At 71.2% G+C, this 22476-nt stretch carries 22 protein-coding genes; 12 read left to right on the top strand and 10 right to left on the bottom strand.

What is annotated here, in order from left to right:
- Positions 1-100 precede the first annotated feature (100 nt).
- A complete protein-coding gene (locus KY498_RS05755) occupies positions 101-1117 on the top strand; it encodes a LacI family DNA-binding transcriptional regulator (protein ID WP_223849518.1) in 1017 nt (338 codons plus the stop codon).
- Positions 1118-1131: 14 nt separating this feature from the next.
- On the opposite strand, the gene KY498_RS05750 is transcribed toward KY498_RS05755, so the two are convergent.
- Positions 1132-1911, bottom strand: coding sequence for an IclR family transcriptional regulator (locus tag KY498_RS05750; RefSeq protein WP_061782109.1), 780 nt, complete (start codon positions 1909-1911; stop codon positions 1132-1134).
- 52 nt (positions 1912-1963) lie between these two features.
- Between KY498_RS05750 and hutH the strand changes: the two genes are divergently transcribed.
- The 3 genes from hutH to hutI are packed head-to-tail and all read left to right on the top strand — an operon-like array spanning position 1964 to position 6520.
- Positions 1964-3568 carry a histidine ammonia-lyase gene (hutH, locus tag KY498_RS05745; RefSeq protein ID WP_191008290.1) on the top strand — a complete coding sequence of 535 codons (1605 nt, stop codon included), beginning with the start codon at positions 1964-1966 and terminating at the stop codon, positions 3566-3568.
- A gap of 16 nt (positions 3569-3584) precedes the next feature.
- A complete protein-coding gene (locus KY498_RS05740; RefSeq protein WP_191008291.1) occupies positions 3585-5315 on the top strand; it encodes a urocanate hydratase in 1731 nt (576 codons plus the stop codon).
- Positions 5312-6520 carry an imidazolonepropionase gene (gene hutI / locus KY498_RS05735; protein ID WP_061782111.1) on the top strand — a complete coding sequence of 403 codons (1209 nt, stop codon included), beginning with the start codon at positions 5312-5314 and terminating at the stop codon, positions 6518-6520. The genes KY498_RS05740 and hutI overlap by 4 nt, the downstream gene beginning before the upstream one ends.
- Positions 6521-6855: 335 nt before the next feature.
- On the opposite strand, the gene KY498_RS05730 is transcribed toward hutI, so the two are convergent.
- The 4 genes from KY498_RS05730 to KY498_RS05715 all read right to left on the bottom strand — a co-directional run bounded on the left by KY498_RS05730 (position 6856) and on the right by KY498_RS05715 (position 9919).
- Entirely contained in the window at positions 6856-7323 is a 468-nt protein-coding gene (locus KY498_RS05730; RefSeq protein WP_061782155.1) for a histidine phosphatase family protein, read from the bottom strand.
- Positions 7320-8228, bottom strand: coding sequence for an agmatinase family protein (locus KY498_RS05725; protein ID WP_191008292.1), 909 nt, complete (start codon positions 8226-8228; stop codon positions 7320-7322). The genes KY498_RS05730 and KY498_RS05725 overlap by 4 nt, the downstream gene beginning before the upstream one ends.
- On the bottom strand, positions 8228-8572 hold the full coding sequence (locus tag KY498_RS05720; protein WP_101305964.1) for a gamma-glutamylcyclotransferase family protein: 345 nt from the start codon (positions 8570-8572) through the stop codon (positions 8228-8230). Before KY498_RS05720 ends, KY498_RS05725 begins: the two co-directional genes overlap by 1 nt.
- Before the next feature lie 75 nt (positions 8573-8647).
- Positions 8648-9919: a DUF445 domain-containing protein gene (locus tag KY498_RS05715; protein WP_060959398.1), complete on the bottom strand. Its 1272-nt coding sequence runs from the start codon at positions 9917-9919 to the stop codon at positions 8648-8650.
- Positions 9920-9953: 34 nt separating this feature from the next.
- On the opposite strand from KY498_RS05715, the gene KY498_RS05710 reads away from it, so the two are divergent.
- Positions 9954-10226: a metal-sensitive transcriptional regulator gene (locus KY498_RS05710; protein WP_191008293.1), complete on the top strand. Its 273-nt coding sequence runs from the start codon at positions 9954-9956 to the stop codon at positions 10224-10226.
- Between the two features lie 179 nt (positions 10227-10405).
- Here KY498_RS05710 and KY498_RS05705 read toward each other — a convergent pair whose 3' ends face one another.
- Positions 10406-11566, bottom strand: coding sequence for an acyl-CoA dehydrogenase family protein (locus tag KY498_RS05705; RefSeq protein ID WP_191008294.1), 1161 nt, complete (start codon positions 11564-11566; stop codon positions 10406-10408).
- Between the two features lie 218 nt (positions 11567-11784).
- Here KY498_RS05705 and KY498_RS05700 point away from each other — a divergent pair, with 218 nt between their 5' ends.
- Positions 11785-12189: a hypothetical protein gene (locus KY498_RS05700; RefSeq protein WP_060959401.1), complete on the top strand. Its 405-nt coding sequence runs from the start codon at positions 11785-11787 to the stop codon at positions 12187-12189.
- A 180-nt stretch (positions 12190-12369) separates the two neighbouring features.
- Here the strand turns inward: KY498_RS05700 and KY498_RS05695 are convergent, their stop codons facing one another.
- Complete coding sequence (locus tag KY498_RS05695; protein ID WP_191008295.1) at positions 12370-13593, bottom strand: MFS transporter; 1224 nt, start codon at positions 13591-13593, stop codon at positions 12370-12372.
- Positions 13594-13997: 404 nt separating this feature from the next.
- Here KY498_RS05695 and nrdH point away from each other — a divergent pair, with 404 nt between their 5' ends.
- The 5 genes from nrdH (at position 13998) to KY498_RS05670 (ending at position 18446) form a co-directional block, all read left to right on the top strand.
- On the top strand, positions 13998-14231 hold the full coding sequence (gene nrdH, locus KY498_RS05690) for a glutaredoxin-like protein NrdH (RefSeq protein WP_005052310.1): 234 nt from the start codon (positions 13998-14000) through the stop codon (positions 14229-14231).
- A gap of 1 nt (position 14232) precedes the next feature.
- Complete coding sequence (gene nrdI, locus KY498_RS05685) at positions 14233-14664, top strand: class Ib ribonucleoside-diphosphate reductase assembly flavoprotein NrdI (RefSeq protein ID WP_101305969.1); 432 nt, start codon at positions 14233-14235, stop codon at positions 14662-14664.
- Entirely contained in the window at positions 14646-16802 is a 2157-nt protein-coding gene (gene nrdE / locus KY498_RS05680; RefSeq protein ID WP_060959404.1) for a class 1b ribonucleoside-diphosphate reductase subunit alpha, read from the top strand. The genes nrdI and nrdE overlap by 19 nt, the downstream gene beginning before the upstream one ends.
- 31 nt (positions 16803-16833) lie before the next feature.
- Positions 16834-17814, top strand: coding sequence for a class 1b ribonucleoside-diphosphate reductase subunit beta (gene nrdF, locus KY498_RS05675; RefSeq protein ID WP_005052315.1), 981 nt, complete (start codon positions 16834-16836; stop codon positions 17812-17814).
- 164 nt (positions 17815-17978) lie between these two features.
- Positions 17979-18446 carry a DUF3817 domain-containing protein gene (locus tag KY498_RS05670; RefSeq protein ID WP_060959405.1) on the top strand — a complete coding sequence of 156 codons (468 nt, stop codon included), beginning with the start codon at positions 17979-17981 and terminating at the stop codon, positions 18444-18446.
- 34 nt (positions 18447-18480) lie between these two features.
- On the opposite strand, the gene KY498_RS05665 is transcribed toward KY498_RS05670, so the two are convergent.
- The 3 genes from KY498_RS05665 to KY498_RS05655 form a co-directional block, all read right to left on the bottom strand.
- A complete protein-coding gene (locus KY498_RS05665; RefSeq protein WP_223848891.1) occupies positions 18481-19068 on the bottom strand; it encodes a flavin reductase family protein in 588 nt (195 codons plus the stop codon).
- Between the two features lie 91 nt (positions 19069-19159).
- Complete coding sequence (locus tag KY498_RS05660) at positions 19160-20764, bottom strand: hypothetical protein (protein ID WP_191008296.1); 1605 nt, start codon at positions 20762-20764, stop codon at positions 19160-19162.
- A 111-nt stretch (positions 20765-20875) separates the two neighbouring features.
- Positions 20876-21541, bottom strand: a complete 666-nt coding sequence (locus KY498_RS05655; protein WP_191008297.1) for a GntR family transcriptional regulator — start codon at positions 21539-21541, stop codon at positions 20876-20878.
- 87 nt (positions 21542-21628) lie between these two features.
- On the opposite strand from KY498_RS05655, the gene KY498_RS05650 reads away from it, so the two are divergent.
- Positions 21629-22462 (top strand): alpha/beta fold hydrolase, encoded by an 834-nt coding sequence (locus KY498_RS05650; RefSeq protein WP_191008298.1) that lies wholly within the window; start codon positions 21629-21631, stop codon positions 22460-22462.
- Positions 22463-22476 lie beyond the last annotated feature (14 nt).

Genomic DNA, 22476 nt, shown 5'->3' with positions numbered 1-22476 from the left:
CGTCGAAACGGTCCGCCGTTGGATCGATCATTTGATCGTTCAAATTGTGGGATGCTTGAAAAGATAGACGAGGATGCCGAGAGCGTCAAGGGAGGTCCGCGTGAACAGATCGGCGACGATCGAGGACGTCGCGCGCGCCGCCGGCGTCTCGCGACAGACCGTCAGCAACGTCATCAACTCGCCCCAGATCGTGCGGGAGGAGACGCGGGCGCGCGTCACCGATGCCATCTCGCGACTGAACTACGCGCCCCACGCCTCGGCGCGCCGGCTGCGCACGCGACGCAGTTCGACGATCGGCATCCACCTCGACCCCTACGCGGGCGGCATCTCCGGCGTGGTGCTCGACCGCTTCGTGCACGCGCTCACCGAGCAGGCGGGCGAGCGCGGGCTCCGCGTCATGCTCTACGCCGCCCGGACGCCCGACGAGGAGATCCGCCGCATGGGCGATCTGCGGGAGGGCGGCGAGATCGACGCGGTCGTGATCACGGGCACCTTCCCCGGCGATCCGCGCGCCGAGTGGCTCCTCGCCCGCGGCGTGCCGTTCGTCTCGTTCGGCAGGCCGTGGGGGCGCGACGACGTCGGCGCGCCGACGCATCACTGGGTGGACGTCGACGGGGCCGCGGGCACCGCCCAGGCCACGACGCACGCCCTCGCGACGGCGGGGGCGCGGGTCGCGTTCTTCGGCTGGCCGGCCGGGTCGGCGACGGGCGACGATCGCGAGAGCGGCTGGCGCCGCGCCCTCGCCGCCGCCGACGCGGGCAGCACCTGGGCGCCCGTACGCCTGACCAGCGAGGAGAACGTCGCGCGGGCGCGCGACATCGCCGCCCCGGTCGTCGCCCGCGACGACATCGACGCGCTCGTCTGCGTCAGCGACTCGCTCGCCGTCGGCGCGCACCTGGCCGCCGTCGCCGCCGGGCGCCCGCGGCTGCCGATCGTCGGCTTCGACAACACCCCCGCGGTCGAGGCCCTCGGGCTGTCGAGCGTCGAGCAGCTGCCCGAAGAGGTCGCGGTCGGTGCGCTCGACCTGCTCCTGGGCGGCGCGTCCTCGATCGACCCGCGCGACGCCGAGCCGGGCCGCGCGCACGTGCTGGTCGAGCCGCGCCTCGTCGTGCGCTGAGGCCCGCGCCGCGCTCAGCCGTAGAGGCGGCGCCGCAGCTCGCCCGCCGCGACGGCCACGGCGGGAGCGAGGGATGCCGCGTCGTGCGCCGAGTCGGCGGGCCACGTGATCGCGATCGCGGCGACGGGCCACTCGGCGTGATCGTGCACGGCGACCGCCACGGAGCGGAAGCCGAGCGTCACCTCGCCGTCCTCGTCGGCGAACCCCTGCCGGCGCGTCCGCCGCAGCACGTCGCGCAGCTCGCCGGGCCGGCGCGGGCCGCGCCCGGTGCGGTCGGCGAAAGCCGCGGCATCCGGGTAGAGGGCTCGCACCTGCTCGCGGGGGAGAGCGGCGAGCATCGCGCGCCCCGTCGCGGTCAGGTGGGCCGGAAGACGCACCCCGACATCGGTGATGAGCGCCGGCCGTCGCGGCGCGCGCTCCTCCACGATGTACAGCACGTCGCGTCCCGTCATGACGGCGAGATGGGCGCTCTCGCCCCAGCGGTCGGCCAGGGCGGCGACCAGCGGACGGCCGAGCCGGGCGAGCGGCTGCTGGCGCGCGTAGCCGCCGGCCAGCTCGAACGCGGCCGTGCCCAGGCCCCAGCGCCGCTCGTCGGGAAGGTGCACGACGAAGCCGTGCTCGGCCATCGCCGCGAGCAGGTGGTAGACGCTCGAGCGTGCGATGCCGAGCGTCTCGGCGATCGTCCGCGCCGCCACCGGTCCGCGCTGGCGCCCGAGGTACGACAGGATGCGCAACGTCTGATCGGCGGCCGGCACCTGCGGCGCGCTCACCGATGTGTCTGGGATCACAGACACAGATTGCCACAGCCCCCTGTTCGGCGCGCCGTCGCCGCGATGGAATCGGGGCATGACGACACCGCCCGACGCGACCGCCCTGCCCCTCCGCCCCCACGACGGCCCGGCCGAGGCGGGCTCCGTCGTCGTCGGAGAGCGCCCCCTGCAGGTGTCCGACGTGTTCGCCGTGGCGCGCCACGGCGCACGGGTCGAGCTCGCACCCGCCGCCGCCGCGCGCATCCGCGACGCGCGCCGGCTCGTCGAGCGGCTGGCGGGCGACCCCGAGCCGCACTACGGCATCTCGACCGGGTTCGGCGCGCTGGCCACGACGTTCATCGCCCCCGAGCGGCGTCGTCAGCTGCAGGCCGGCCTCATCCGCTCCCACGCCGCCGGCACCGGCGCCGAGGTCGAGCGCGAGGTCGTCCGCGCGTTGCAACTCCTGCGGCTGCAGACCCTCGCGACCGGACACACCGGCGTGCGCGAGGTCGTCGTGGACACCTACGTCGCGATGCTGAACGCCGGCATCGCCCCCGTGGTGCGCGAGTACGGCTCGCTCGGCTGCTCCGGCGACCTCGCGCCGCTGTCGCACATCGCCCTCGCCGCCCTGGGCGAAGGCGAGGTGCGCGATGCCGCGGGCGCCCTCGTCCCGGCATCCGACGCCCTGGACGCCGCGGGCATCGCCCCGCTCGTGCTCGAGGAGAAGGAAGGACTCGCGCTCATCAACGGCACCGACGGGATGCTGGGGATGCTCGCGCTCGCGCTCGCCGATCTCGACAACCTGCTCGCGGTGGCCGATGTGACCGCGGCGATCTCGATCGAGAGCCAGCTCGGCACCGACGCCGTCTTCGCCGCCGACCTCATGGCGTTGCGTCCGCAGCACGGGCAGGCGGCCTCCGCCGCCAATCTCCGCGCGCTCCTGGCCGACTCGCCGATCGTCGCGAGCCACCGCGACCCCGCCGTCTGCACCCGGGTACAGGACGCCTACTCCCTCCGGTGCTCACCGCAGGTGCACGGTGCGGCCCGCGATACCGTCGAGCACGCGCGGGCGATCGCCGCCCGCGAACTCGCCTCGGCGATCGACAACCCCGTCGTCACGTCCGACGGCCGCGTCGAGTCGAACGGGAACTTCCACGGTGCGCCGGTGGCGTACGTGCTCGACTTCCTCGCGATCGCCGTCGCCGACCTCGCCTCCATCGCCGAGCGGCGCACCGACCGCGCTCTCGACCGCACGCGCAGCCACGGCCTGCCCCCGTTCCTCGCCGACGAGGTGGGCGTCGACTCCGGCCTCATGATCGCCCAGTACGCCGCGGCGGGCATCGTCTCGGAGCTCAAGCGCCTGGCTGTCCCGGCATCCGTCGACTCGATCCCCTCGTCGGCGATGCAGGAGGACCACGTGTCGATGGGGTGGTCGGCGGCCCGCAAGCTCCGCCGGGGGATCGACGGGCTCGCTCGGGTGCTCGCGATCGAGCTCGTCACCGGATGCCGCGCCCTCGACCTGCGCGCCCCGCTGCGCCCGGGGCCGGCGACCGCCGCGGTGCGCGACCGGGTGCGCGCGGCGGGTGTCGCCGGCCCCGGACCCGACCGGTTCGTCAGCCCCGACCTCGAGACCGCGACGGCACTCGTGCTCTCCGGCGAGGTCGCCGCGGCCGCGTTCGCCACTTCCGCCCACCCGGCCTGATCGAAGGAGATCCACGATGACATCCCACGCCGAGACCCCCGACTCCGCCGCCGCCGACACCGGCGCGGCCGCCTCGCCGCGCGGCCCGATCCGTGCCCCGCGCGGAGCGCAGCGTACGGCGAAGAGCTGGGGAGCGGAGGCCGCGAAGCGGATGCTCATGAACAACCTCGACCCCGAGGTCGCGGAGCATCCGGAGGACCTGGTCGTCTACGGCGGCACGGGGCGCGCCGCCCGGTCGTGGGAGGCCTACGACGCGATCGTCCGCACCCTCGACGAGCTGGAGCCCGACGAGACGCTGCTCGTGCAGTCGGGGAAGCCGGTCGGCGTCTTCCGCACGCACGAGTGGGCACCCCGCGTGCTCATCGCGAACTCGAACCTCGTCGGCGACTGGGCGACGTGGCCCGAGTTCCGCCGGCTCGAGGAGCTCGGGCTCACGATGTACGGGCAGATGACCGCCGGATCGTGGATCTACATCGGCACCCAGGGGATCCTGCAGGGCACGTACGAGACGTTCGCCGCGGTGGCCCGCTCGCTGGGGCGCGACTCCCTCGCCGGCACCCTGACCCTCACGGGCGGTGCCGGCGGCATGGGCGGGGCGCAGCCCCTCGCGGTGACCCTCAACGGGGGAGCGGTGCTGATCGTCGACGTCGACGCGTCGCGGCTGGAGCGCCGAGTCGCACACGGCTACCTCGACGAGTACACCGACGACCTCGACGCGGCGCTGGCGCGCGTCGTCGCGGCCCGCACGGCGGGGCAGGCGCTCTCGGTCGGTCTCGTCGGCAACGCCGCCGAGGTCTTCCCGGAGCTCCTGCGACGCCGCCACGCGGGCGGCGCGCCGATCGACATCGTCACCGACCAGACCAGCGCCCACGACCCGCTCGCCTACCTGCCGATCGGGGTGAGCGTGGCCGCCTGGAAGGACGCCGCGGCATCCGACCCCGAGGGCTTCACCGTGCGCGCCCGCGCCGCGATGGCTGCGCAGGTGGAGGCGATGGTCGGGTTCCAGGATGCCGGGGCCGCCGTGTTCGACTACGGCAACTCGATCCGCCGGGAGGCCGAGCTGGGCGGCTACGACCGGGCCTTCGCCTTCCCCGGTTTCGTGCCCGCCTACATCCGCCCGCTGTTCGCGGAGGGTCGGGGACCGTTCCGCTGGGTGGCGCTGTCGGGCGATCCGGAGGACATCGCCAAGACCGATCGCGCGGTCGCCGAGCTGTTCCCGCAGGACGCGGCGCTGCGCCGCTGGCTGGACAAGGCGGGCCAGACCGTGCACTTCGAGGGGCTTCCCGCCCGGATCTGCTGGCTCGGCTACCAGGAGCGCCACCTCGCCGGACTGAGGTTCAACGAGATGGTCGCCTCGGGGGAGCTCGCCGGCCCGATCGTGATCGGCCGGGATCATCTCGACGCCGGCTCCGTGGCCTCCCCGTACCGCGAGACGGAGGCGATGGCCGACGGCTCCGACGCGATCGCCGACTGGCCGCTGCTGAACGCGCTGCTGAACACGGCGTCGGGGGCGTCGTGGGTGTCGATCCACCACGGCGGCGGTGTCGGCATCGGCCGCTCGATCCACGCCGGCCAGGTCACGGTCGCCGATGGCACCGCCCTGGCGGCGGAGAAGCTCGCGCGGGTGCTGACGAACGATCCCGGCACCGGTGTCATGCGCCACGTCGACGCCGGCTACGACCGGGCGCGGGAGGTCGCCCGCGAGCGGGGGCTGATCGTTCCGATGCTCGGGGATGCCGCCCCGTGAGCACGCTGCTGATCACCGGCATCGGCGAGCTGACGACGAACGTGACCGGGCTCGGCGACGACCCCCGCGACCCCACGGGACTGATCCGCGGCGCCGCCCTCGCCGTCGTCGACGGGCGCGTCGCCTGGGTCGGCCGCGGCACCGAAGAGCCGCGTCTCGATGCGCCGCAGACAGGGGCGACGCCGGAGGTCGAGGTCGTGGACGCCGGCGGCCGCGCGATCCTCCCGGGCTTCGTCGACAGCCACACGCACCTCGTGTTCGCCGGCGACCGGGCGGACGAGTTCGAGGCGCGGATGGCCGGACAACCTTATGCCGCGGGCGGCATACGACGGACGGTGGCGGCGACCCGCGCGGCATCCGACGACGAGCTGCGGGCACGACTGGCCGGCCTCGCGGCGGAGCTGTACGCGCAGGGGACGACCACGTTCGAGGTGAAGACGGGCTACGACCTCACGGTGGAGGGCGAGGCGCGGCTCGCCCGCCTGGCCCGGGAGGTGACGGACGAGGTCACCTTTCTCGGCGCTCATGTCGTGCCGGCCGAGTTCGTCGACGACCGTGCGGCGTACGTCGACCTCGTCTGCGGACCGATGCTCGCCGCCGTAGGCCCGTACGTCCGGTGGATCGACGTGTTCTGCGAGCGCGGCGCGTTCACCGCGGAAGAGACCCGCCGCATCCTGCGGGGCGGCGCGGCCGCGGGTCTCGGCACCCGGCTGCACGGCAACCAGCTCGGACACGGTCCGGGGGCGCGGATCGCGGCGGAGCTGGGCGTGTTCTCGCTCGACCACGCGACCTACCTGCACCCCGACGACGTCGCCCGGCTGGCCGAGGCCGGGGTCGTCACGACTCTGCTGCCCGGTGTGGAGTTCTCGACCCGGCATCCGTACCCCGATGCGCGACGGCTCATCGATGCGGGAGTCACGGTCGCGCTCGCGAGCGACTGCAACCCGGGCACGAGCTTCACGAGCTCGATGCCGCTCATGATCGCGCTGGCCGTGCGCGAGATGGGGATGACGGTCGCCGAGGCCGTGTGGGCGGCGACGGCGGGCGGTGCCCGGGCCCTCGACCGCGATGACGTCGGCACCCTGGCCCTCGGGACGCGGGCCGACCTGGTGATGCTGGACGCGCCGACGCGGACCCACCTCGCGTACCGCCCGGGGGTGCCGCTCGTGCGCGCCGTCTACCGAGGCGGGGAGCTGATCGTTTAGGCGTTTCGACTCGGCGCTGCGCGCCTCGCTCAACGTCCGGGTCCCACCCTCGTCCGCTCCCGGTCGGTCACCGCCGCGAGTCGAACGCCCCGCGCCCCGTCCGCCTCCCGGTCGTTGAGCGAGCGGCTGCGCCGCGAGTCGAAACGCCCTGCCCCGTCTCGCTCCCGGTCGTTGAGCGAGCGGCGCCGCCGCGAGTCGAAACGCCCTGCGCCGTCTCACTCCCGGTCGTTGAGCGAGCGGCGCGGCCGCGAGTCGAAACGCCCTGCCCCGTCTTGCCCCCCGGTCGTTGAGCGAGCGGCCGCGCCGCGAGTCGAAACGCCCTGCGCCCCGTCGCGTCAGGGGCGGTCGAAGCTCCACTGCTCCGGATCCGTCGCCGTCGCGACATCCCAGTCGTCGGTGGCCCACACGAACGTCGCGACGGCGCAGGTCGGCATATGACCGATCCCGCCGCCGGAGAGCCGCTCCGCGAGCGCGGTCATCCCCGGGTCGTGCGCGACGACCATGACGGCCGGAACGCCGCGGTCGGCGGCCGCCCGCAGGAGCGTGGCCGCCGCAGCCCCGTACAGGTCGCCGTCCAGCTCCGCGTCGAGGCCGAACGCCTCGGCGAAGAAGGATGCCGTCGTGCGGGCACGCAGCGCCGTCGACGACAGGATGGCCTCGAGCCGGATGCCGGTGCCGGCCAGGCGCGCCGCCAGGGCGGGCGCATCGCGCAGGCCGCGGGCGTTGAGGGGGCGGTCGTGGTCGTCGAGGCCGGGATCTCCCCAGTCGCTCTTCGCGTGGCGGACGAGGACGAGCGTCGTCATGCAGACACCTTTCGTGTGTGGAGGCCCGTCAGCAGTTCCAGCACGCACAGGGCGGCCAGCCGCACCGTACGCCCGTCGGGGGCGTCGGCCGTGGCATCCACTTCGACGATATCGGCGCTGCGCACCGCGGGGGTGGCGGCGATGCCGCGCACGAGCGCCCGCAGCTCCCACGCCTGCAGCCCGCCGGGCACGGAGGCCGGGCACCCGGGCGCCACCGCGCGGTCGCACACGTCGACGTCGACATCGAGGTGGATGCCGCCGCCCCCGCGTCCCGCGATCTCGCGCGCCTCCGTCACCACGTCGTCGATCCCGCGGCGCCGCACCTCGTCGAGGGTGATCACCCGGATGCCGAGGTCGGCGGCGCGCCGGGCGTAGGCGGCGGAGTTGGCGAAGTCGGCGATGCCGACCTGGACGACGCGGCGCGGATCGAGCCCGTCGTCGACCAGCCGCCGCACGGGAGAGCCGTTGGACGCGCCGTCGCGCAGGTCGAAATGGGCGTCGAGGGTGATGAGACCGGCGGCATCCGCGCCCTGGGCCGCCGCGTAGGTGATCGAGTTGTCGCCGCCGATCGCGATCACCAGCTCGCTGCGCTCCCGCAGCTCGCCGACGCGCGCACGCAGCAGTGCCTCTCCGTCGGGACCGTCGGGGTCGGCGACGTCGCCCGCGTCGGCGAGCCGGAGCGCGTCGGCGAGGTCGACGGGCGGGGGACCCATGAGCGTCGGGCTGAAGCGGCGGAGCGCGTCGCGCACGGCCGCGGGCGTCGCGTGCGCCCCGGTGGGCGACAGCGAGGTGCGGAAGGCGGGGGCGCCGAGCAGTGCGGCGTCGAGGCGATCACCGGCGGCGAGCTCGCCGATCGTGGGCCAGTCGCCCGCGCGCGGCCAGAGCGGATCGTGGGAGAGCGCCATCAGCCGACGTACACCCACGCGGTCCGGCCGCTGCCGAGCCTCACCCGGACGCGGCGGTACAGCGACACCTCGTACTCGTCGGCGGCGTCGATCTCGTCGGCCGTGAGGTGCAGCACCCGTCCGACGACCTTGTCGACGGTGTTGCCCGTCTCGCGGAGCACGGGATGCACGGAGGCTCCGGAGAGGTCGACCACGCGCTGGTCCTCGATCTCGACGTAGTCGATCGTGTAGCCCGGGAGCACGTCGGGCTCGCCGGCGATGAGGCGTCCGAACGTGTCCAGCTGCACCTCGGCGTACTGCAGGGTGCCGTAGGTGAAGAGAAGATCGTCGGCCGGATCGTCCATGCCGTCAGGCTACTGCGCGCCGGGTGCCCGCATCCAGATGGCACCGCCGACGTCGGCGCCGTCGAAAAGGGGTGCTCAGCCGAGCAGCGCGTGGGCGACCGCGAAGATCGCGAGGCCGGCCAGGGCGCCGACGATCGTGCCGTTGAGACGGATGTACTGCAGGTCGCGGCCGACCATCAGCTCGATCTTCTCGGTCGTCTCGGCCGGATCCCACTTCTCGACGGTGTCGGTGATGATCGAGGCGATGTCGTGGCGGTAGCGGTCGACGACGAAGACGGCCGCGTCCGCGATCCGGTCGTCGACACGGTGCTGCAGCGCGGCATCCGTGGCCAGACGCTCGCCGATCTCGACCAGCGCCGCCGTCACGCGCCGGCGCAGACCGCTCTCGGGGTCGGCCAGCGCCGCGAGCAGTCCCGTCTTCGCGGTGTTCCACGCGTCGGCGGCGAGCTCGCGCACGCGCGGGCTGTCGAACACCGCGGTCTTCGCGTCTTCGAGGCGTGCGATGGTCGTCGGATCGCTCTGCAGGTTCTCGGCGAGACGGGTCAGGTAGCCGTCGACGGCGCGCCGCGCCGGGTGATCGGGGTCGGCCTGGATGGCTGCGACGAACTTGACCGCCTCGTTGTAGACGGTGTCGTCGACGAGGCGCATGGCCACCGACGGCACCCACGAGGGGAGGCGCCGGGAGACGAGCCCGCTGAAGGCCTCGTGGTTCGCCCGCAGCCACGTCGCGATGCTGTCGACGCCGAGGTCGACGGCGCCGCGATGCGCGTCGGCCGCGACGACCCGCCCGAGCCACGCGCCGACGGTCGGACCCCATTCGGGGCTCAGCAGGTGCTCGCGCGCCAGGTCGCTGATGAGGTCCTGCACCTCGTCGTCGCTGAGGGCGCGCAGGATGCCGGAGGCCACCGCCGAGGCCTCGCCCGCCACGGTCTCGGCGTGGGCGGGCTCGCTCAGCCACGTGCCGGCGGTGCGGGCGATGGGGGTCGACTCGAGCTTCGATCGCACGACCTCGGCCTCGAGGAAGTTGGTCTCGACGAACTCGCCGAGGGTGCGGCCGATCTCGTCCTTGCGCCGCGGGATGATCGCGGTGTGCGGAATGGGAATGCCGAGCGGGTGGCGGAACAGCGCCGTCACCGCGAACCAGTCCGCCAGGGCGCCGACCATGCCGCCCTCCGCCGCCGCGCGGACGTATTCCAGCCAGGGATAGCGCTCCTGGAGGACGAAGGCGACGACGAACACGACCGCCATCAGCACGAGCGCGCCCAGCGCGACGCCCTTCATCACCCGCAGAGCTCGCCGGCGCTCTTGATCGGCCGGGCTGAGCAGCTGCGTGGGAGTGGGCGCCATCCCCGTAGTCTCGCACGCGGCGTATCCTGGCCGCGTGATCGAAGACATCCAGAAGCGCGCCCTGCACCGCACCAGCATCCTCGAAGGACAGGTGCGCGGGCTCGCGCGGATGATCGAGGGCGAGGAGTACTGCATGGACATCATCGCCCAGTCCCGGGCGATCCAGAAGGCGCTGGCCTCGCTCGACAAGCTCCTGATCGAGAACCACCTGCGCACGCACGTCGCCCACATGTTCGCCGAGGGCGGCGATCAGCGCGACCTCGCCGTCGCCGAACTGCTCAAGGCGTACGACCTCGAGGCCCGCTGACCGCGTCGTCGGCCGGGCTGTCGGGCCGGGTCGGGCGCCCGAACTGCAAGTCCGTCGGTGCGACACGCGGGGTCCGGCGCGCCGCCGACGGCGCGTCGCGCGGCATCCCTTGCAGTTCGGTCGGATGCGGCGGGGTGGATGCGGCGGGGTGGATGCCGCGGCGGGCGCGGTCGAGGCGGCTAGGCGCCGACCGGACCGAGCCAGGCCGCGGCGACGGTCGCGTGTGCCGACTCGGGGTCGGACGGGTGGAACATGCCGGCCAGCACGTCGCGGTACAGGCGGCTGAGCTCGTTGCGGGTGAAGTAGGACGAGCCGCCCGCGACGAGCATCGCCTCGTCGACGATCTGCTTGGCCGCCACCACCGCCCGATGCTTCAGGCCTGACAGCTTCGGGAACCACAGTCCGCCGTGGTCGACGAGCGCGTCGATGTCGTGCGCGATCGCCGCGACCTGGGGGAGCAGGCCGTCGTAGGCGAGCGCCATCTCGGCGATCCGCCACCGGATGTCGGGGTCGTCGCTGTAGGGACGGCCGGTCTTCTTCGAGCTCCGCGTCTTGGCGGCGGTGACGGCCAGATCGAGCGCCCGACGTGCGACGCCGGTATAGACGGATGCCAGGAGCACCTCGAACACGCTGAAGATGCCGAACACGATGGGATCGGGGTTCGGGCCCGGGTCGACACGGCGCACGACCCGGTCGGCGGGGGCGACGACGCCGCTCAGCACCGTCGTCCGCGACTGCGTGCCGCGCATGCCGAGGGTGTCCCAGTCGTCGCGGGTGTCGACGGCGTCGGTGCGGGGGACGAAGGCGTAGACCATCTTCGGGTTCGCCGGGTCGGTCGTGTCGAGTCCGTGCAGTCCCAGCTGGGTCCAGACCGGGCCGAGCGAGGTGAAGATCTTCGTCCCCGTGAACGTGTACGAACCGTCGGGTCCGGGGACGGCGGCGGTGTCGCTGCCGAAGAGCACGAGGTCGTTGCCCGCCTCGCTGATGCCGAAGGCGAAGACCTGGCCGGCGACCGCGCCGGTCTGCACGAACCGCAGGTCGTCGATGCCGCGATCGGACATGACCTTCGCCACGCCCGTCCACACGAGGTGCATGTTGATCGCGAGCGCGGTCGCCGGCGCGGCGCTCGCGAGTCTCTGCTGCAGCACCGCCGCTTCGGCGAGACCCAGTCCCGCGCCGCCGAGCGCCGTCGGGACGAGGATCGCGAGATACCCGGCATCCCTCAGCTCGGCGAGGTCCTCGTCGGGGAACCGGTTCTCGGCATCCACCGCCGCGGCGCGCGAGCGGATGCGCTCGAGCAGGTCGTCGGGGAGGTACGGGGTCGGGTCGAAGTCTCTCACCCTTCCATCCTGCCCCTCGCCGCGGGAGTCGGGCCGTTCGGCGTCGAGGTCGCGTGTCCCGAACTCCTCCGCTTGGGGCCGGGCCGGGGTCCAAGTGCCGGTGAGGCGGCCGGGGCGTACGAGATTGGAGGAGTTCGGTCCGGCGTGCCGCGATGCCCGGCGCGGCCGGGGCGTCGCGGGATGGCCCGGCCGCGGCGTGGGCGGGGGAGGATGGGGGCATGATCTCGACCGAGTTGGCCGTCGCCCTCCGCGATGCGGGGCTCGTGTGGCGCCCGGCATCCGGTGACCGCTTCCAGCTCGACGAGCCGGAGTTCGAAGCGGACGTGTTCACCGTCAGTGAGATGACGATCGAACCCCGCCAGTACGCGACGGGTGCGATCCTCGCGTTCAACGGGACGACGGAGTGGGCGCTGGATTCGGTCGCGCAGACCGACGCGCTGTGGCTGCCGCGCGAGGATCAGCTGCGCGAGCTGCTGCGCGGCGCGTTCCGCCGCCTGGAGCGGCTGACCGACACCCATCGCGTCGAGATCGAGTTCGCGGGCGAGCGCCACGTGTTCGAGCATCCGCAGCCCGAGGACGCGTACGCCCTCGCGCTCCTGCACATCCTCCGACGCATCGCCTGAGCCGCGGGCGCCGCGGCACCCGGGTCGCGCCGACCGAACGGCAAGGCCCCGCGGGCGACACGCCGACTCCGCGCACACGGATGCGGCGTGTCTCGCAGCATCCCTTGCAGTTCCGGCGCGTGCCCGCACCCCCGCACGCGCGAGGCGCCGCACCCTCGTACGCGCGAGCAGGGCCGCGCGTCAGGTGATGACGGGGACCGGCTCGGTGTCGGGGATGGGGCTCGCGTCGCGGCCGCGCAGGTCGGGGAAGCCGCGGACGAAGGCGGTCGCGACCAGCGCCCCGACGATCGCGAAGGCGGCGGCCGCCGCGTACGCCCCGGCATGCCCGGTGCCGTCGATGAGGAACCCGGCGATGGCGGAGCCGAGCGCGGCGCCGATGAGCTGTCCGGTGCCGATCCATCCGTAGGCCTCGGCAGTCTCGCTGAACTTCACGGATGCCGAGGTCATCGCGAACATGACGGCCAGCGCCGGCGCGATGCCGACGCCCGCGATGACGAGGCACGCCCCGATCCACCACGGCGTGGAGGCGCCGATGCCGCCCACGACGAAGACCGCCGCGACGAGTCCGACCGCGACGACGCTCATGCGGCGCGCCATCGCCCACGGCCCCATGGGGATGTGCCCGAACGCCAGGCCGCCGGCGAGGCTGCCGACGGAGAAGACGGCGAGCACGAGACCGGCTTCGAGGCCGCCGTGTCCGAATGTCGCGACGACGGCCGCCTCGACTGCGGCACAGGCGCCGATGAGGAGGAAGCCGATGACGGTGGCCAGCAGCACGACGGGCTTGCCGAGCACCTTCCCGAACGCGCGGCGGCTGCGCGGGATGCGCACCCGGCCGACCTCGGGGGAGAGGATGAACCACGCGCCGCCGGCGGCGAGGATCGTGACGATGAGCAGGAGCGCCGGCACCGTGCCGACCTGCGTGGCGACGACCGTGATGACGACGGGCGCCAGGATCCAGATGATCTCCTGCAGGCTCGCATCGAGCGAGAACAGGGCGGTCAGCTGCCGTGCGTTGACGAGCTTGGGGTAGATCGTGCGCACCGCGGACTGCACGGGCGGCGTGGACAGGCCCGCGATGAGGCCGAACACCATGTAACCCACGACGCCCATGGGGATCAGGGCGAGGGCGAGCAGAGCGGCGGCGCAGACGGTCGTCGTGAGGGTGAGCACCCGGCGCATGCCCCATCGGCCCATCCACCGGCTCGTCACGGGGCCGGCCGTCGCCTGACCCACGGATGCCGCCGCCAGCACGAGACCGGCGGCTCCGTACGACCCGGTCATCTGCTCGACGTGCAGCAGGATCGCGAGGCTCGTCATGCCGTTCGGGAACCGCGCCGTCAGCTGAGCCGCGATGATGCGCGCCACGCCCCGCGTGCGCAGCAATTCCCGGTATCCCGCCACCCCTCCACGCTACCCGTCGGGGGCGACATCGCGACACGCCCGAGGGATGCCGCGACACGCCGACGACCCCATTCCACAGGCCCGGGAGTGTCGGAGGCGGCGGCTAGCGTCCGAACTGTGGATGAGCGGGCGCGGCCCGGGGGAAATGCCCGTGATTCAGGCTTTTTCCCGACGCCGGATCGCTCGGCCTCCTGTGGATGAAACGGTGGACAACCTGTGTTGTACATGGGGAGAACGGTGCAAAACTACACGGATGTAACTACTAGCCCTTGTGGTGCTATCCAACGTCCGTACCCATATGTAGTATTGGACTCCCGGCGGGGGCAGGGCCGGGACCACAGGCGACAAGACGACGACAACCGCAGAGATCGATCCGCTGGGATCAAGGGGAGAGAAAGAACGACATGGCAATCACGGTGTACACCAAGCCCTCCTGCGTGCAGTGCAACGCGACCTACCGCGCGCTGGACTCCAAGGGCATCGACTACGAGGTCCTCGACCTCTCCGAAGACCCGGCGGCCCTCGAGCACGTGAAGTCGCTCGGCTACCTGCAGGCGCCGGTCGTCGTCACGGACGAGGACCACTGGTCGGGCTTCCGTCCCGACAAGATCGACGAGCTCGCGAGCCGTCTGGCCTGAGATGCCGACGCTGACGAGCGCCCCGCTGCTCGTCTACTTCTCGAGTGTGTCGGGCAACACGGCGCGTTTCATCGAGAAGCTCGGCCTGCCGGCCGCCCGCATCCCGCTCACCCCTGGCGACGCCCCCCTCGAGGTCGACGAGCCGTTCGTGCTCGTGACACCGACCTACGGGGGCGGCCAGGGGCGTGGCGAGGAGAAGGGGGCCGTCCCCAAACAGGTGATCCGGTTCCTCAACGTCGAGCACCATCGTCACCTCATCCGCGGAGTGATCTCCGCGGGCAACACCAACTTCGGCGAGTCGTTCTGTCGCGCCGGTGACATCATCAGCCGCAAGTGCACCGTGCCGCACTTGTATCGGCTCGAACTTTTCGGCACGCCTGACGACGTCGTTCGTGTGAGCGACGGATTGGAACGATGGTGGAAGCTGCAGTGAGCCCGGCGACATTCAAGACCGACGCGCGCTTCGAGGGGATGGACTACCACGCCCTCAACGCGATGCTCAACCTCTACGGCGAGAACGGCCAGATCCAGTTCGACGCCGACAAGCGCGCCGCGCGGGAGTACTTCCTGCAGCACGTCAACCAGAACACCGTGTTCTTCCACTCGCTGCAGGAGCGCCTCGACTACCTCGTCGAGAAGGAGTACTACGAGGGCGCGGTGCTGGAGAAGTACCCGTTCGCGTTCATCCAGCGCCTGAACGACCGGGCGTACGGCGCGAAGTTCCGCTTCGAGACGTTCCTCGGCGCCTTCAAGTACTACACGAGCTACACGCTGAAGACCTTCGACGGCAAGCGCTACCTCGAGCGCTTCGAGGACCGTGTCGTCATGACCGCCCTCGGGCTCGCCGACGGCGACCAGCAGCTCGCCGAGAAGCTCGTCGACGAGATCATCTCCGGCCGCTTCCAGCCGGCGACCCCCACGTTCCTCAACACCGGCAAGGCCCAGCGCGGCGAGCTCGTCAGCTGCTTCCTGCTGCGCATCGAGGACAACATGGAGTCGATCGCCCGCGGCATCAACTCCGCACTGCAGCTGTCCAAGCGCGGCGGCGGCGTGGCGCTGCTGCTGAGCAACATCCGCGAGGCGGGCGCGCCGATCAAGCAGATCGAGAACCAGTCCAGCGGCATCATCCCCGTCATGAAGCTGCTCGAAGACAGCTTCAGCTACGCCAACCAGCTCGGTGCGCGTCAGGGCGCCGGCGCCGTCTACCTCTCGGCGCACCACCCCGACATCCTGCGCTTCCTCGACACCAAGCGCGAGAACGCCGACGAGAAGATCCGCATCAAGACGCTCTCGCTCGGCGTCGTGATCCCCGACATCACGTTCGAACTCGCCCGCAACGGCGAGGACATGTACCTCTTCTCGCCGTACGACGTCGAGAAGGTCTACGGGGTGCCGTTCGGCGACATCTCGGTCACCGAGAAGTACCGCGAGATGGTCGACGACGCGCGCATCAAGAAGACGAAGATCAACGCGCGCGAGTTCTTCCAGACCCTCGCCGAGATCCAGTTCGAGTCGGGCTACCCGTACATCATGTTCGAGGACACGGTGAACAAGGCCAACCCGATCAAGGGTCGGATCAACATGTCCAACCTGTGCAGCGAGATCCTGCAGGTGAACACGCCGACCTCGTACAACGAGGACCTGTCCTACGACCAGATCGGCAAGGACATCTCCTGCAACCTGGGCTCGATGAACATCGCCCTCGCGATGGACGGCAAGGACCTCGCGGGAACGGTCGAGACCTCGATCCGTGCGCTCACGGCGGTCAGCGACCAGAGCCACATCCGCTCGGTCCGCTCGATCGAGGACGGCAACGACCGCTCGCACGCGATCGGCCTGGGTCAGATGAACCTCCACGGCTACCTCGCGCGCGAGCACGTGCACTACGGGTCGGAAGAGGGCATCGACTTCACGAACATCTACTTCTACACGGTGCTGTTCCACGCCCTGCGCGCCTCGAACCGCATCGCGATCGAGCGCGGCACGGCCTTCGACGGCTTCGCCGACTCGACGTACGCGTCGGGGGAGTTCTTCGACAAGTACCTCGAGCAGGAGTGGGTGCCGCAGACCGATCGGGTCGCCGAGCTGTTCGCGGGCATCCACATCCCGACCCAGGACGACTGGCGTGAGCTGAAGGCGTCGATCCAGGCGCACGGCATCTACAACCAGAACCTGCAGGCGGTGCCGCCGACCGGCTCGATCTCGTACATCAACAACTCGACGAGCTCGATCCACCCGATCGCGTCGAAGATCGAGATCCGCAAGGAAGGCAAGATCGGCCGCGTCTACTACCCGGCGCCGTTCATGACGAACGAGAACCTGGAGTACTACCAGGACGCGTACGAGATCGGCTACGAGAAGGTCATCGACACGTACGCCGCGGCCACGCAGCACGTCGACCAGGGCCTGTCGCTGACGCTGTTCTTCAAGGACACCGCCACCACGCGCGACATCAACAAGGCGCAGATCTACGCGTGGCGCAAGGGCATCAAGACGATCTACTACATCCGCCTGCGTCAGATGGCACTCGAGGGCACGAACCTGTCCGAGTGCGTCAGCTGCATGCTGTGACGCTGCGTTCAACGACCGCTGAAGGAAAATCATGACCCCCTCTGAGCCGCTCAAGCTCATCGATCACGTCCAGGCGATCAACTGGAACCGCATCCAGGACGACAAGGACCTCGAGGTCTGGAACCGCCTCGTGAACAACTTCTGGCTGCCCGAGAAGGTGCCGCTGTCCAACGACATCCAGTCGTGGGCGACGCTCACCCCCGACGAGCAGACCACCACGATGCGGGTGTTCACCGGGCTGACGCTCCTGGACACCATCCAGGGCACCGTCGGCGCCGTGTCGCTCATCCCCGACGCGATCACGCCGCACGAGGAGGCGGTGTACACCAACATCGCGTTCATGGAGTCGGTGCACGCGAAGAGCTACTCGTCGATCTTCTCGACCCTGTGCTCGACGCCGGAGATCGACGACGCGTTCCGGTGGTCGGTGGAGAACCCGAACCTCCAGAAGAAGGCCCACATCGTCATGGACTACTACCGTGGCGACGAACCGCTCAAGCGCAAGGTCGCCTCGACCCTGCTGGAGTCGTTCCTGTTCTACTCGGGCTTCTACCTGCCGCTGTACTGGTCGAGCAAGGCGAAGCTGACGAACACCGCCGACATCATCCGCCTCATCATCCGCGACGAGGCCGTGCACGGCTATTACATCGGCTACAAGTTCCAGAAGGGGCTCGAGAAGCTCACCCAGCCCGAGCGCGACGAGATCAAGGACTACACCTTCTCGCTGCTCTACGAGCTGTACGACAACGAGGTGCAGTACACGCAGGACCTCTACGACGGCATCGGCCTGACCGAGGACGTCAAGAAGTTCCTGCACTACAACGCCAACAAGGCGCTGATGAACCTCGGCTACGAGGCGATGTTCCCGTCGCAGCTGACCAACGTGAACCCCGCCATCCTGTCGGCCCTGTCGCCGAACGCCGACGAGAACCACGACTTCTTCAGCGGGTCGGGCTCGTCGTACGTCATCGGCAAGGCCGTCGCGACCGAGGACGACGACTGGGACTTCTGAGCGCGTCACCGTGAGGCGGATGCCGAGCCCCGCGCGCGCCCCCTGCCGACCTGCTCCCTGAGCATCTCGGCGGGGGGCGTCGTGGTGTCACGACTCGGCGGCGTCCGGCCGGGCCTCACAGGGAGTGCTCAGGCATCGATCCGTCCTTCAGTTATGCTGAAGGAATGCTCCGCACACCCCTGTCCCTGTTCCGCACGCTCGCGTTCGCCGAAGCCGTGTCGTGGACGCTGCTCATCGCGGGGCTCATCGTCCGCGCGACCACCGGCTGGGCGCCGGCGGTCACCATCGGCGGCGGCATCCACGGATTCGTGTTCCTCTCCTATGGCGCGACCGTCGTGCTCGTCGCGCTGAACAACCGCTGGCCGGCGGGTCCGACGGCCGTCGCCCTGATCTCCGCGATCATCCCCTACGCGACGGTCCCGACGGAGCTGTGGGTGCACCGTCGTGGCCTGCTCGCGGGTACCTGGCGTGTCGAGCAGGCCGCTGACGCGACCGATGCGCGCTGGTACGACGCGCCGCTGGCGTGGTTCCTGCGCCGCCCCTGGCTGCTGTTCGTCGGCATCCTCGTCGCGGTCGTCGCGATCTTCGCGGTGCTCCTGATCCTCGGCCCTCCCGGCGGCGCGAAGGGCTGACGATCCGATCGTCGTTCCCGCGTCTCGCGCCGCGTCAGGCGAGGCGGGACCCGTCGGAGAGCGTGTGCCACGTGCGGTTGTGATAAACGAGGGGCGACGCGTCATCGGCGGGCTCGTCGTTCCACGACTCGATCGCCTGCACGACGAACAGCGTCGCGGCCCCGGCATCGACCTTGTTCACCACGCGTGCGCGGATGCGGCGGTGCGGGCCGACGAAGTAGGGCTCCCCGGTCGGCAGCGTGCTCCACAGGTCGGTGTCCGCGAAGCGATCGATGCCGCTCGTCGCGCCCAGCACCGCGATCTCGTGGCTCTCCGCGTCGATGAGGTGGATCACCAGGGTGTCGGCGGCCAGCAGGGCCGGCGTGCTGGACGACAGCGCGGATGCCGAGAACACGATCAGCGGTGGGGCGACGCTGACCGAGAAGAGCGAGGAGGCGGTCATCGCGACCGGGCCGCGGTCGGAGGGCGCCGTGATCACGGCGACGCCGGAGGGGTGGTTGCGGAACAGTCCGCGCAGGGCGTCGGGGGAGATCCCGGCCGCAGGCTGGTCGCTCGCAAGGATGCGGGCGACCGGCCCGGTGGCCGTCAGGGTGTCGGGCATGCGGTGCAGGTGGTCGGTCATGGACGGCGCCTTTGCTGTCGAAGGGAGCCCTGAGCGGGCAGATGCCTTAAGCTAACATGTCAACGACGTCTTGTGAACAATCAAAAGGTCGTCATCTCCACGCATCCACGGAAGCGGTGTCGTGGAGGGCGAGCACCCACGCTTGGGCGACCGACGCGACGTCGCCGCCCACGACCGCCACCTTGATCGACCCGGGCGCGTAGACCGGCACCTCCTCGTCGTCGGGTCGAACGAGGTAGTCCCGCGGGAGCGTGCGAGGCAGGCCCAGCTCCATGCGGGCACGCGTCGCGGGCCAGAACCCGCTGGAGCGCAGCCGGCCCAGGGGCGCCACGGCGTGGCGGTACAGGTGGCCCTCGACATCCTGCTTGCTCATGCCCGCATCGGCCAGCGCTCGCGCCCGCTTGGCGCTGAGCAGCACGAGCGCCCCCGCGGGAAGATCCGCCAGTGACGCGAGCGAGCGCGCGATGTCGTCGAGATCTCCGTAGTAGAACGTGCCGTCGTGGGCGAAGCCCATCGTGAACAGGGAGGATGTGCTCTCGTCGGGGGCGAAGCCCTCGCTGACGTGGAACGGCTCCCACGGCGACTGCGCCGTGTTCTCCGTGAAGGCGAAGCCCCATCCGGCCGGCGTCCCCTGGGTGACGCTGGTCGTCACGCCGTCGACGGCGTGACCGAGGTTGCGGATCATCAGGTGCAGCGCGCGGCCGATGGTCGCGTTCGCGCGGTGCCCCGGTCCGAGCGCGTTCAGGCCGCCGTGCAGGCCGGCTGCCGCGGCGTACGGACCGCTGATCAGCTGCGCCCAGGCGAACGAGTTGACCGATCGGGTCTGCGACTCGAAGGCCTGGTCGCCCATCATGCTCGCCGCCGCGAGGATCGCCGGCAGCTGCGCGGGACGGGCTCCGGCCAGGACGGCGTTGATCGCGACGTTCTCGACGGTCGCCGGGAGGCCTTCGGGGCGGAATCGCGTCGTGACGATCTCGTCGCGACCGCGCGTCGTCCCGGTGAGCATCTCCTCGACGGCGGCCCGTGTGGGGGGAGTGATCGGCAGCCCGTCGCTCCACCCGCGGGTGAGGAACGCGTCGTCGATGTCGCGAAGGGTGCCGCGGACGGCGATCTCGGGCTCCCGCCGCGCCGGACGGATGCCCGTGGCGGTCTCTTCGGCGGACAGGGGACGCGTGAGCTCGGCGATCGCGCGGTCCGCCGCCTCGGCGGCGGCGTCGGGCTCGGTGGCGGGAGGCGCCGCGACCCACCGCAGGGGCGTCGCCGCCCGATCGCAGACGTGCCGGGCCGTCTCGACGAGGGGAGTGAACACCGTCGTGACCGTCGGCACCCCGGAGCGCTCGAGCTCGACGGCGTACTGCAGGCTGAGGGTGACGCTCGTCGCGCCCGGTCCGGCGACGAGGATCACCGCGTCGGCCTCGGCGGCGAGCTCCGCCCGCTCCTGCGGGTCGTCCATCACGAACTGCCGTCGCAGACGTCCGGTCGCCTCGATCGACGGACCCGCCTGCGCCAGCCGGTGCTCGAGTGCCTCCGCGATCGGCTCGAGGCCCGATCCGGGCGGCATGGTGCGCAGCACCACCACGCGCAGGCGCGCGGCATCCGTCGGCCGATCCGCCAGTGCGGTGCGCGCACGTGCGGGGATGTCGCTACGCGGCGAGCGCACCGCGTATGAGGGCTCTTCGCCGGCCGGAGTGATCATGCCGTCTCCTTCGTCGCTGCGCGCGGGCTCGGATGTCGCACGCGGGTGGAGCGTAGGCTATCACTCGCGCGGTATTGACATGTCAAGCGCCGGAACGGCGGGCGGGAGGCGTCAGCGGAACGAGAGGGCGACGTCGGCGAGGGACGTGGAGGTCGTCACCCAGTTCATCGTGTGGCGGCGGGCGTGCTCGATGAACTCCGCCGCCTGCCGCTCGGCCGTCGCGGGATCGAAGTCCGCCAGGACGGGCTGCAGGGGCGCCGAATCGCCGTGGGTGGTCGTATCCCAGTAGGCGAGCGTGAAGATGCGATGCATGTCGCCCTGGAGGCGGCGGAAGATCTCGGCGAGCAGCGAGTTGTCGACGGCCTCGGCCAGGATGCGGAAGAAGGCGTCGGCGTACTCGACGGCCTCGCGCGCCGTGTAGTTCGGGGCCAGGGCGGGCAGGCTCTCGATCTCGCGGCGCTGCGCCGCGGTGAGGCGCGACATGCCGAGTCCGACGAACGGCGGGCCGATGATGGCCCACGTCTCGAAGAAGGCGGTGACGCCGCGAAGGGTGATCGGCGCCACCTGGTACCCGACCCGGGGGATCGAGGTCACCAGGCCGTCCGACGCGAGTCGGGCCAGGGCGGCACGCGTCGCGGCGATGCCGTGGTCGAGCTGCTGGGCCAGTGCCCGCTCGCTGACGAACTCGCCGGGGGCGATCACGCAGTCGAGGATCCGAGACCGGATGTCGTCGTACGCGCGATCGGAGAGCAGCGTTCCTTGCGATGAATCTGCCATGCGTCGAGTCTAGTGTGCGCGATTCACTTGACAGTGTTGCAATGTCAGTCACATACTGCTGACCGGTCATCAAGCAAGGAGGCGACAATGACACACAACGAAGTGACGCTCGACGCGGGCGTGGTGTTCACCCCGGGGACGGTGGATGCGGACGGGTTCACCGTCCGGTACGAGGTCGCGGGTGAGGGGCCCGACCTGATCGCCCTCCACGGCGCGGGCGGCTTCTCGCACGGGTCGGGAGGGTTCACCCATTCCCGCGGCATCGATCTGCTCACCGCGGGCAACCGGGTGTACCTGGTGGAGCTGCCCGGGTTCGGGCAGGAGCGCAACGAGCGCACCGCGGATGGCCGCGACATGGCCCGCACGGTGCTCGCGATCGCCGACGCCCTCGGTCTCGCCGAGTTCGCGCTGCTGGGGACGTCGATGGGGGGAGTCGTCGCATCCTGGGCCGCCGTGCTCGCCCCGCACCGGCTGACGCGGCTCGTGCTGGAGGTGCCCGGCGCGTTCCGGCCCGACGGGAGCGATCCGTCGAAGCTCTCGCCCGAACAGATGGCCCGAGCCTTCCACGCCCACCCGGAGCGCAAGACGATCGTCCCGGCCGATCCGGCCCACATCGCGACGATCTGGCCGCTCGTGGAGCGGATCATGGGCCCTCTCCACGACATCGACCTCGAGCGCAGCCTCGCCGACGTGCACACCCCCACCCTCGTGCTCACCGGGACCGCGGACGGACTCTTCGGCACCGAGGTCGGCCGCACATACCGGCGCATCATGCCCAATGCGACGTTCGCGATCGTCTACGACGCCGCGCACGACCTCAGCGGAGACCGGCCCGAGGCCTTCGCCGCGATCGTCGGCGACTTCCTGCAGCGCGGATCCGAGTTCGTCATCGAAGACCGCTCGACGCTCATCTACCCCTGACCACCAGACCGACA

This window comes from Microbacterium sp. PAMC21962 (assembly GCF_019443465.1).
Taxonomy (GTDB): Bacteria; Actinomycetota; Actinomycetes; order Actinomycetales; family Microbacteriaceae; genus Microbacterium; species Microbacterium hominis.
Note: the sequence above shows the minus strand (reverse complement) of the source record. Positions and strands in the feature narration are given on the sequence as shown.

Coding starts and splice junctions, on each gene's coding strand:
- KY498_RS05740 (WP_191008291.1), top strand. CDS start 3,585: ATGACATCCCACGCCGAGACCCCCGACTCCGCCGCCGCCGACACCGGC.
- KY498_RS05715 (WP_060959398.1), bottom strand. CDS start 9,919: ATGGCGCCCACTCCCACGCAGCTGCTCAGCCCGGCCGATCAAGAGCGC.
- nrdE (WP_060959404.1), top strand. CDS start 14,646: ATGGTGGAAGCTGCAGTGAGCCCGGCGACATTCAAGACCGACGCGCGC.
- KY498_RS05660 (WP_191008296.1), bottom strand. CDS start 20,764: ATGATCACTCCGGCCGGCGAAGAGCCCTCATACGCGGTGCGCTCGCCG.
- KY498_RS05655 (WP_191008297.1), bottom strand. CDS start 21,541: ATGGCAGATTCATCGCAAGGAACGCTGCTCTCCGATCGCGCGTACGAC.
- hutH (WP_191008290.1), top strand. CDS start 1,964: ATGACGACACCGCCCGACGCGACCGCCCTGCCCCTCCGCCCCCACGAC.
- KY498_RS05665 (WP_223848891.1), bottom strand. CDS start 19,068: ATGACCGACCACCTGCACCGCATGCCCGACACCCTGACGGCCACCGGG.
- KY498_RS05650 (WP_191008298.1), top strand. CDS start 21,629: ATGACACACAACGAAGTGACGCTCGACGCGGGCGTGGTGTTCACCCCG.
- KY498_RS05670 (WP_060959405.1), top strand. CDS start 17,979: ATGCTCCGCACACCCCTGTCCCTGTTCCGCACGCTCGCGTTCGCCGAA.
- nrdF (WP_005052315.1), top strand. CDS start 16,834: ATGACCCCCTCTGAGCCGCTCAAGCTCATCGATCACGTCCAGGCGATC.
- KY498_RS05700 (WP_060959401.1), top strand. CDS start 11,785: ATGATCTCGACCGAGTTGGCCGTCGCCCTCCGCGATGCGGGGCTCGTG.
- KY498_RS05720 (WP_101305964.1), bottom strand. CDS start 8,572: ATGGACGATCCGGCCGACGATCTTCTCTTCACCTACGGCACCCTGCAG.
- nrdI (WP_101305969.1), top strand. CDS start 14,233: ATGCCGACGCTGACGAGCGCCCCGCTGCTCGTCTACTTCTCGAGTGTG.
- KY498_RS05725 (WP_191008292.1), bottom strand. CDS start 8,228: ATGGCGCTCTCCCACGATCCGCTCTGGCCGCGCGCGGGCGACTGGCCC.
- KY498_RS05730 (WP_061782155.1), bottom strand. CDS start 7,323: ATGACGACGCTCGTCCTCGTCCGCCACGCGAAGAGCGACTGGGGAGAT.
- nrdH (WP_005052310.1), top strand. CDS start 13,998: ATGGCAATCACGGTGTACACCAAGCCCTCCTGCGTGCAGTGCAACGCG.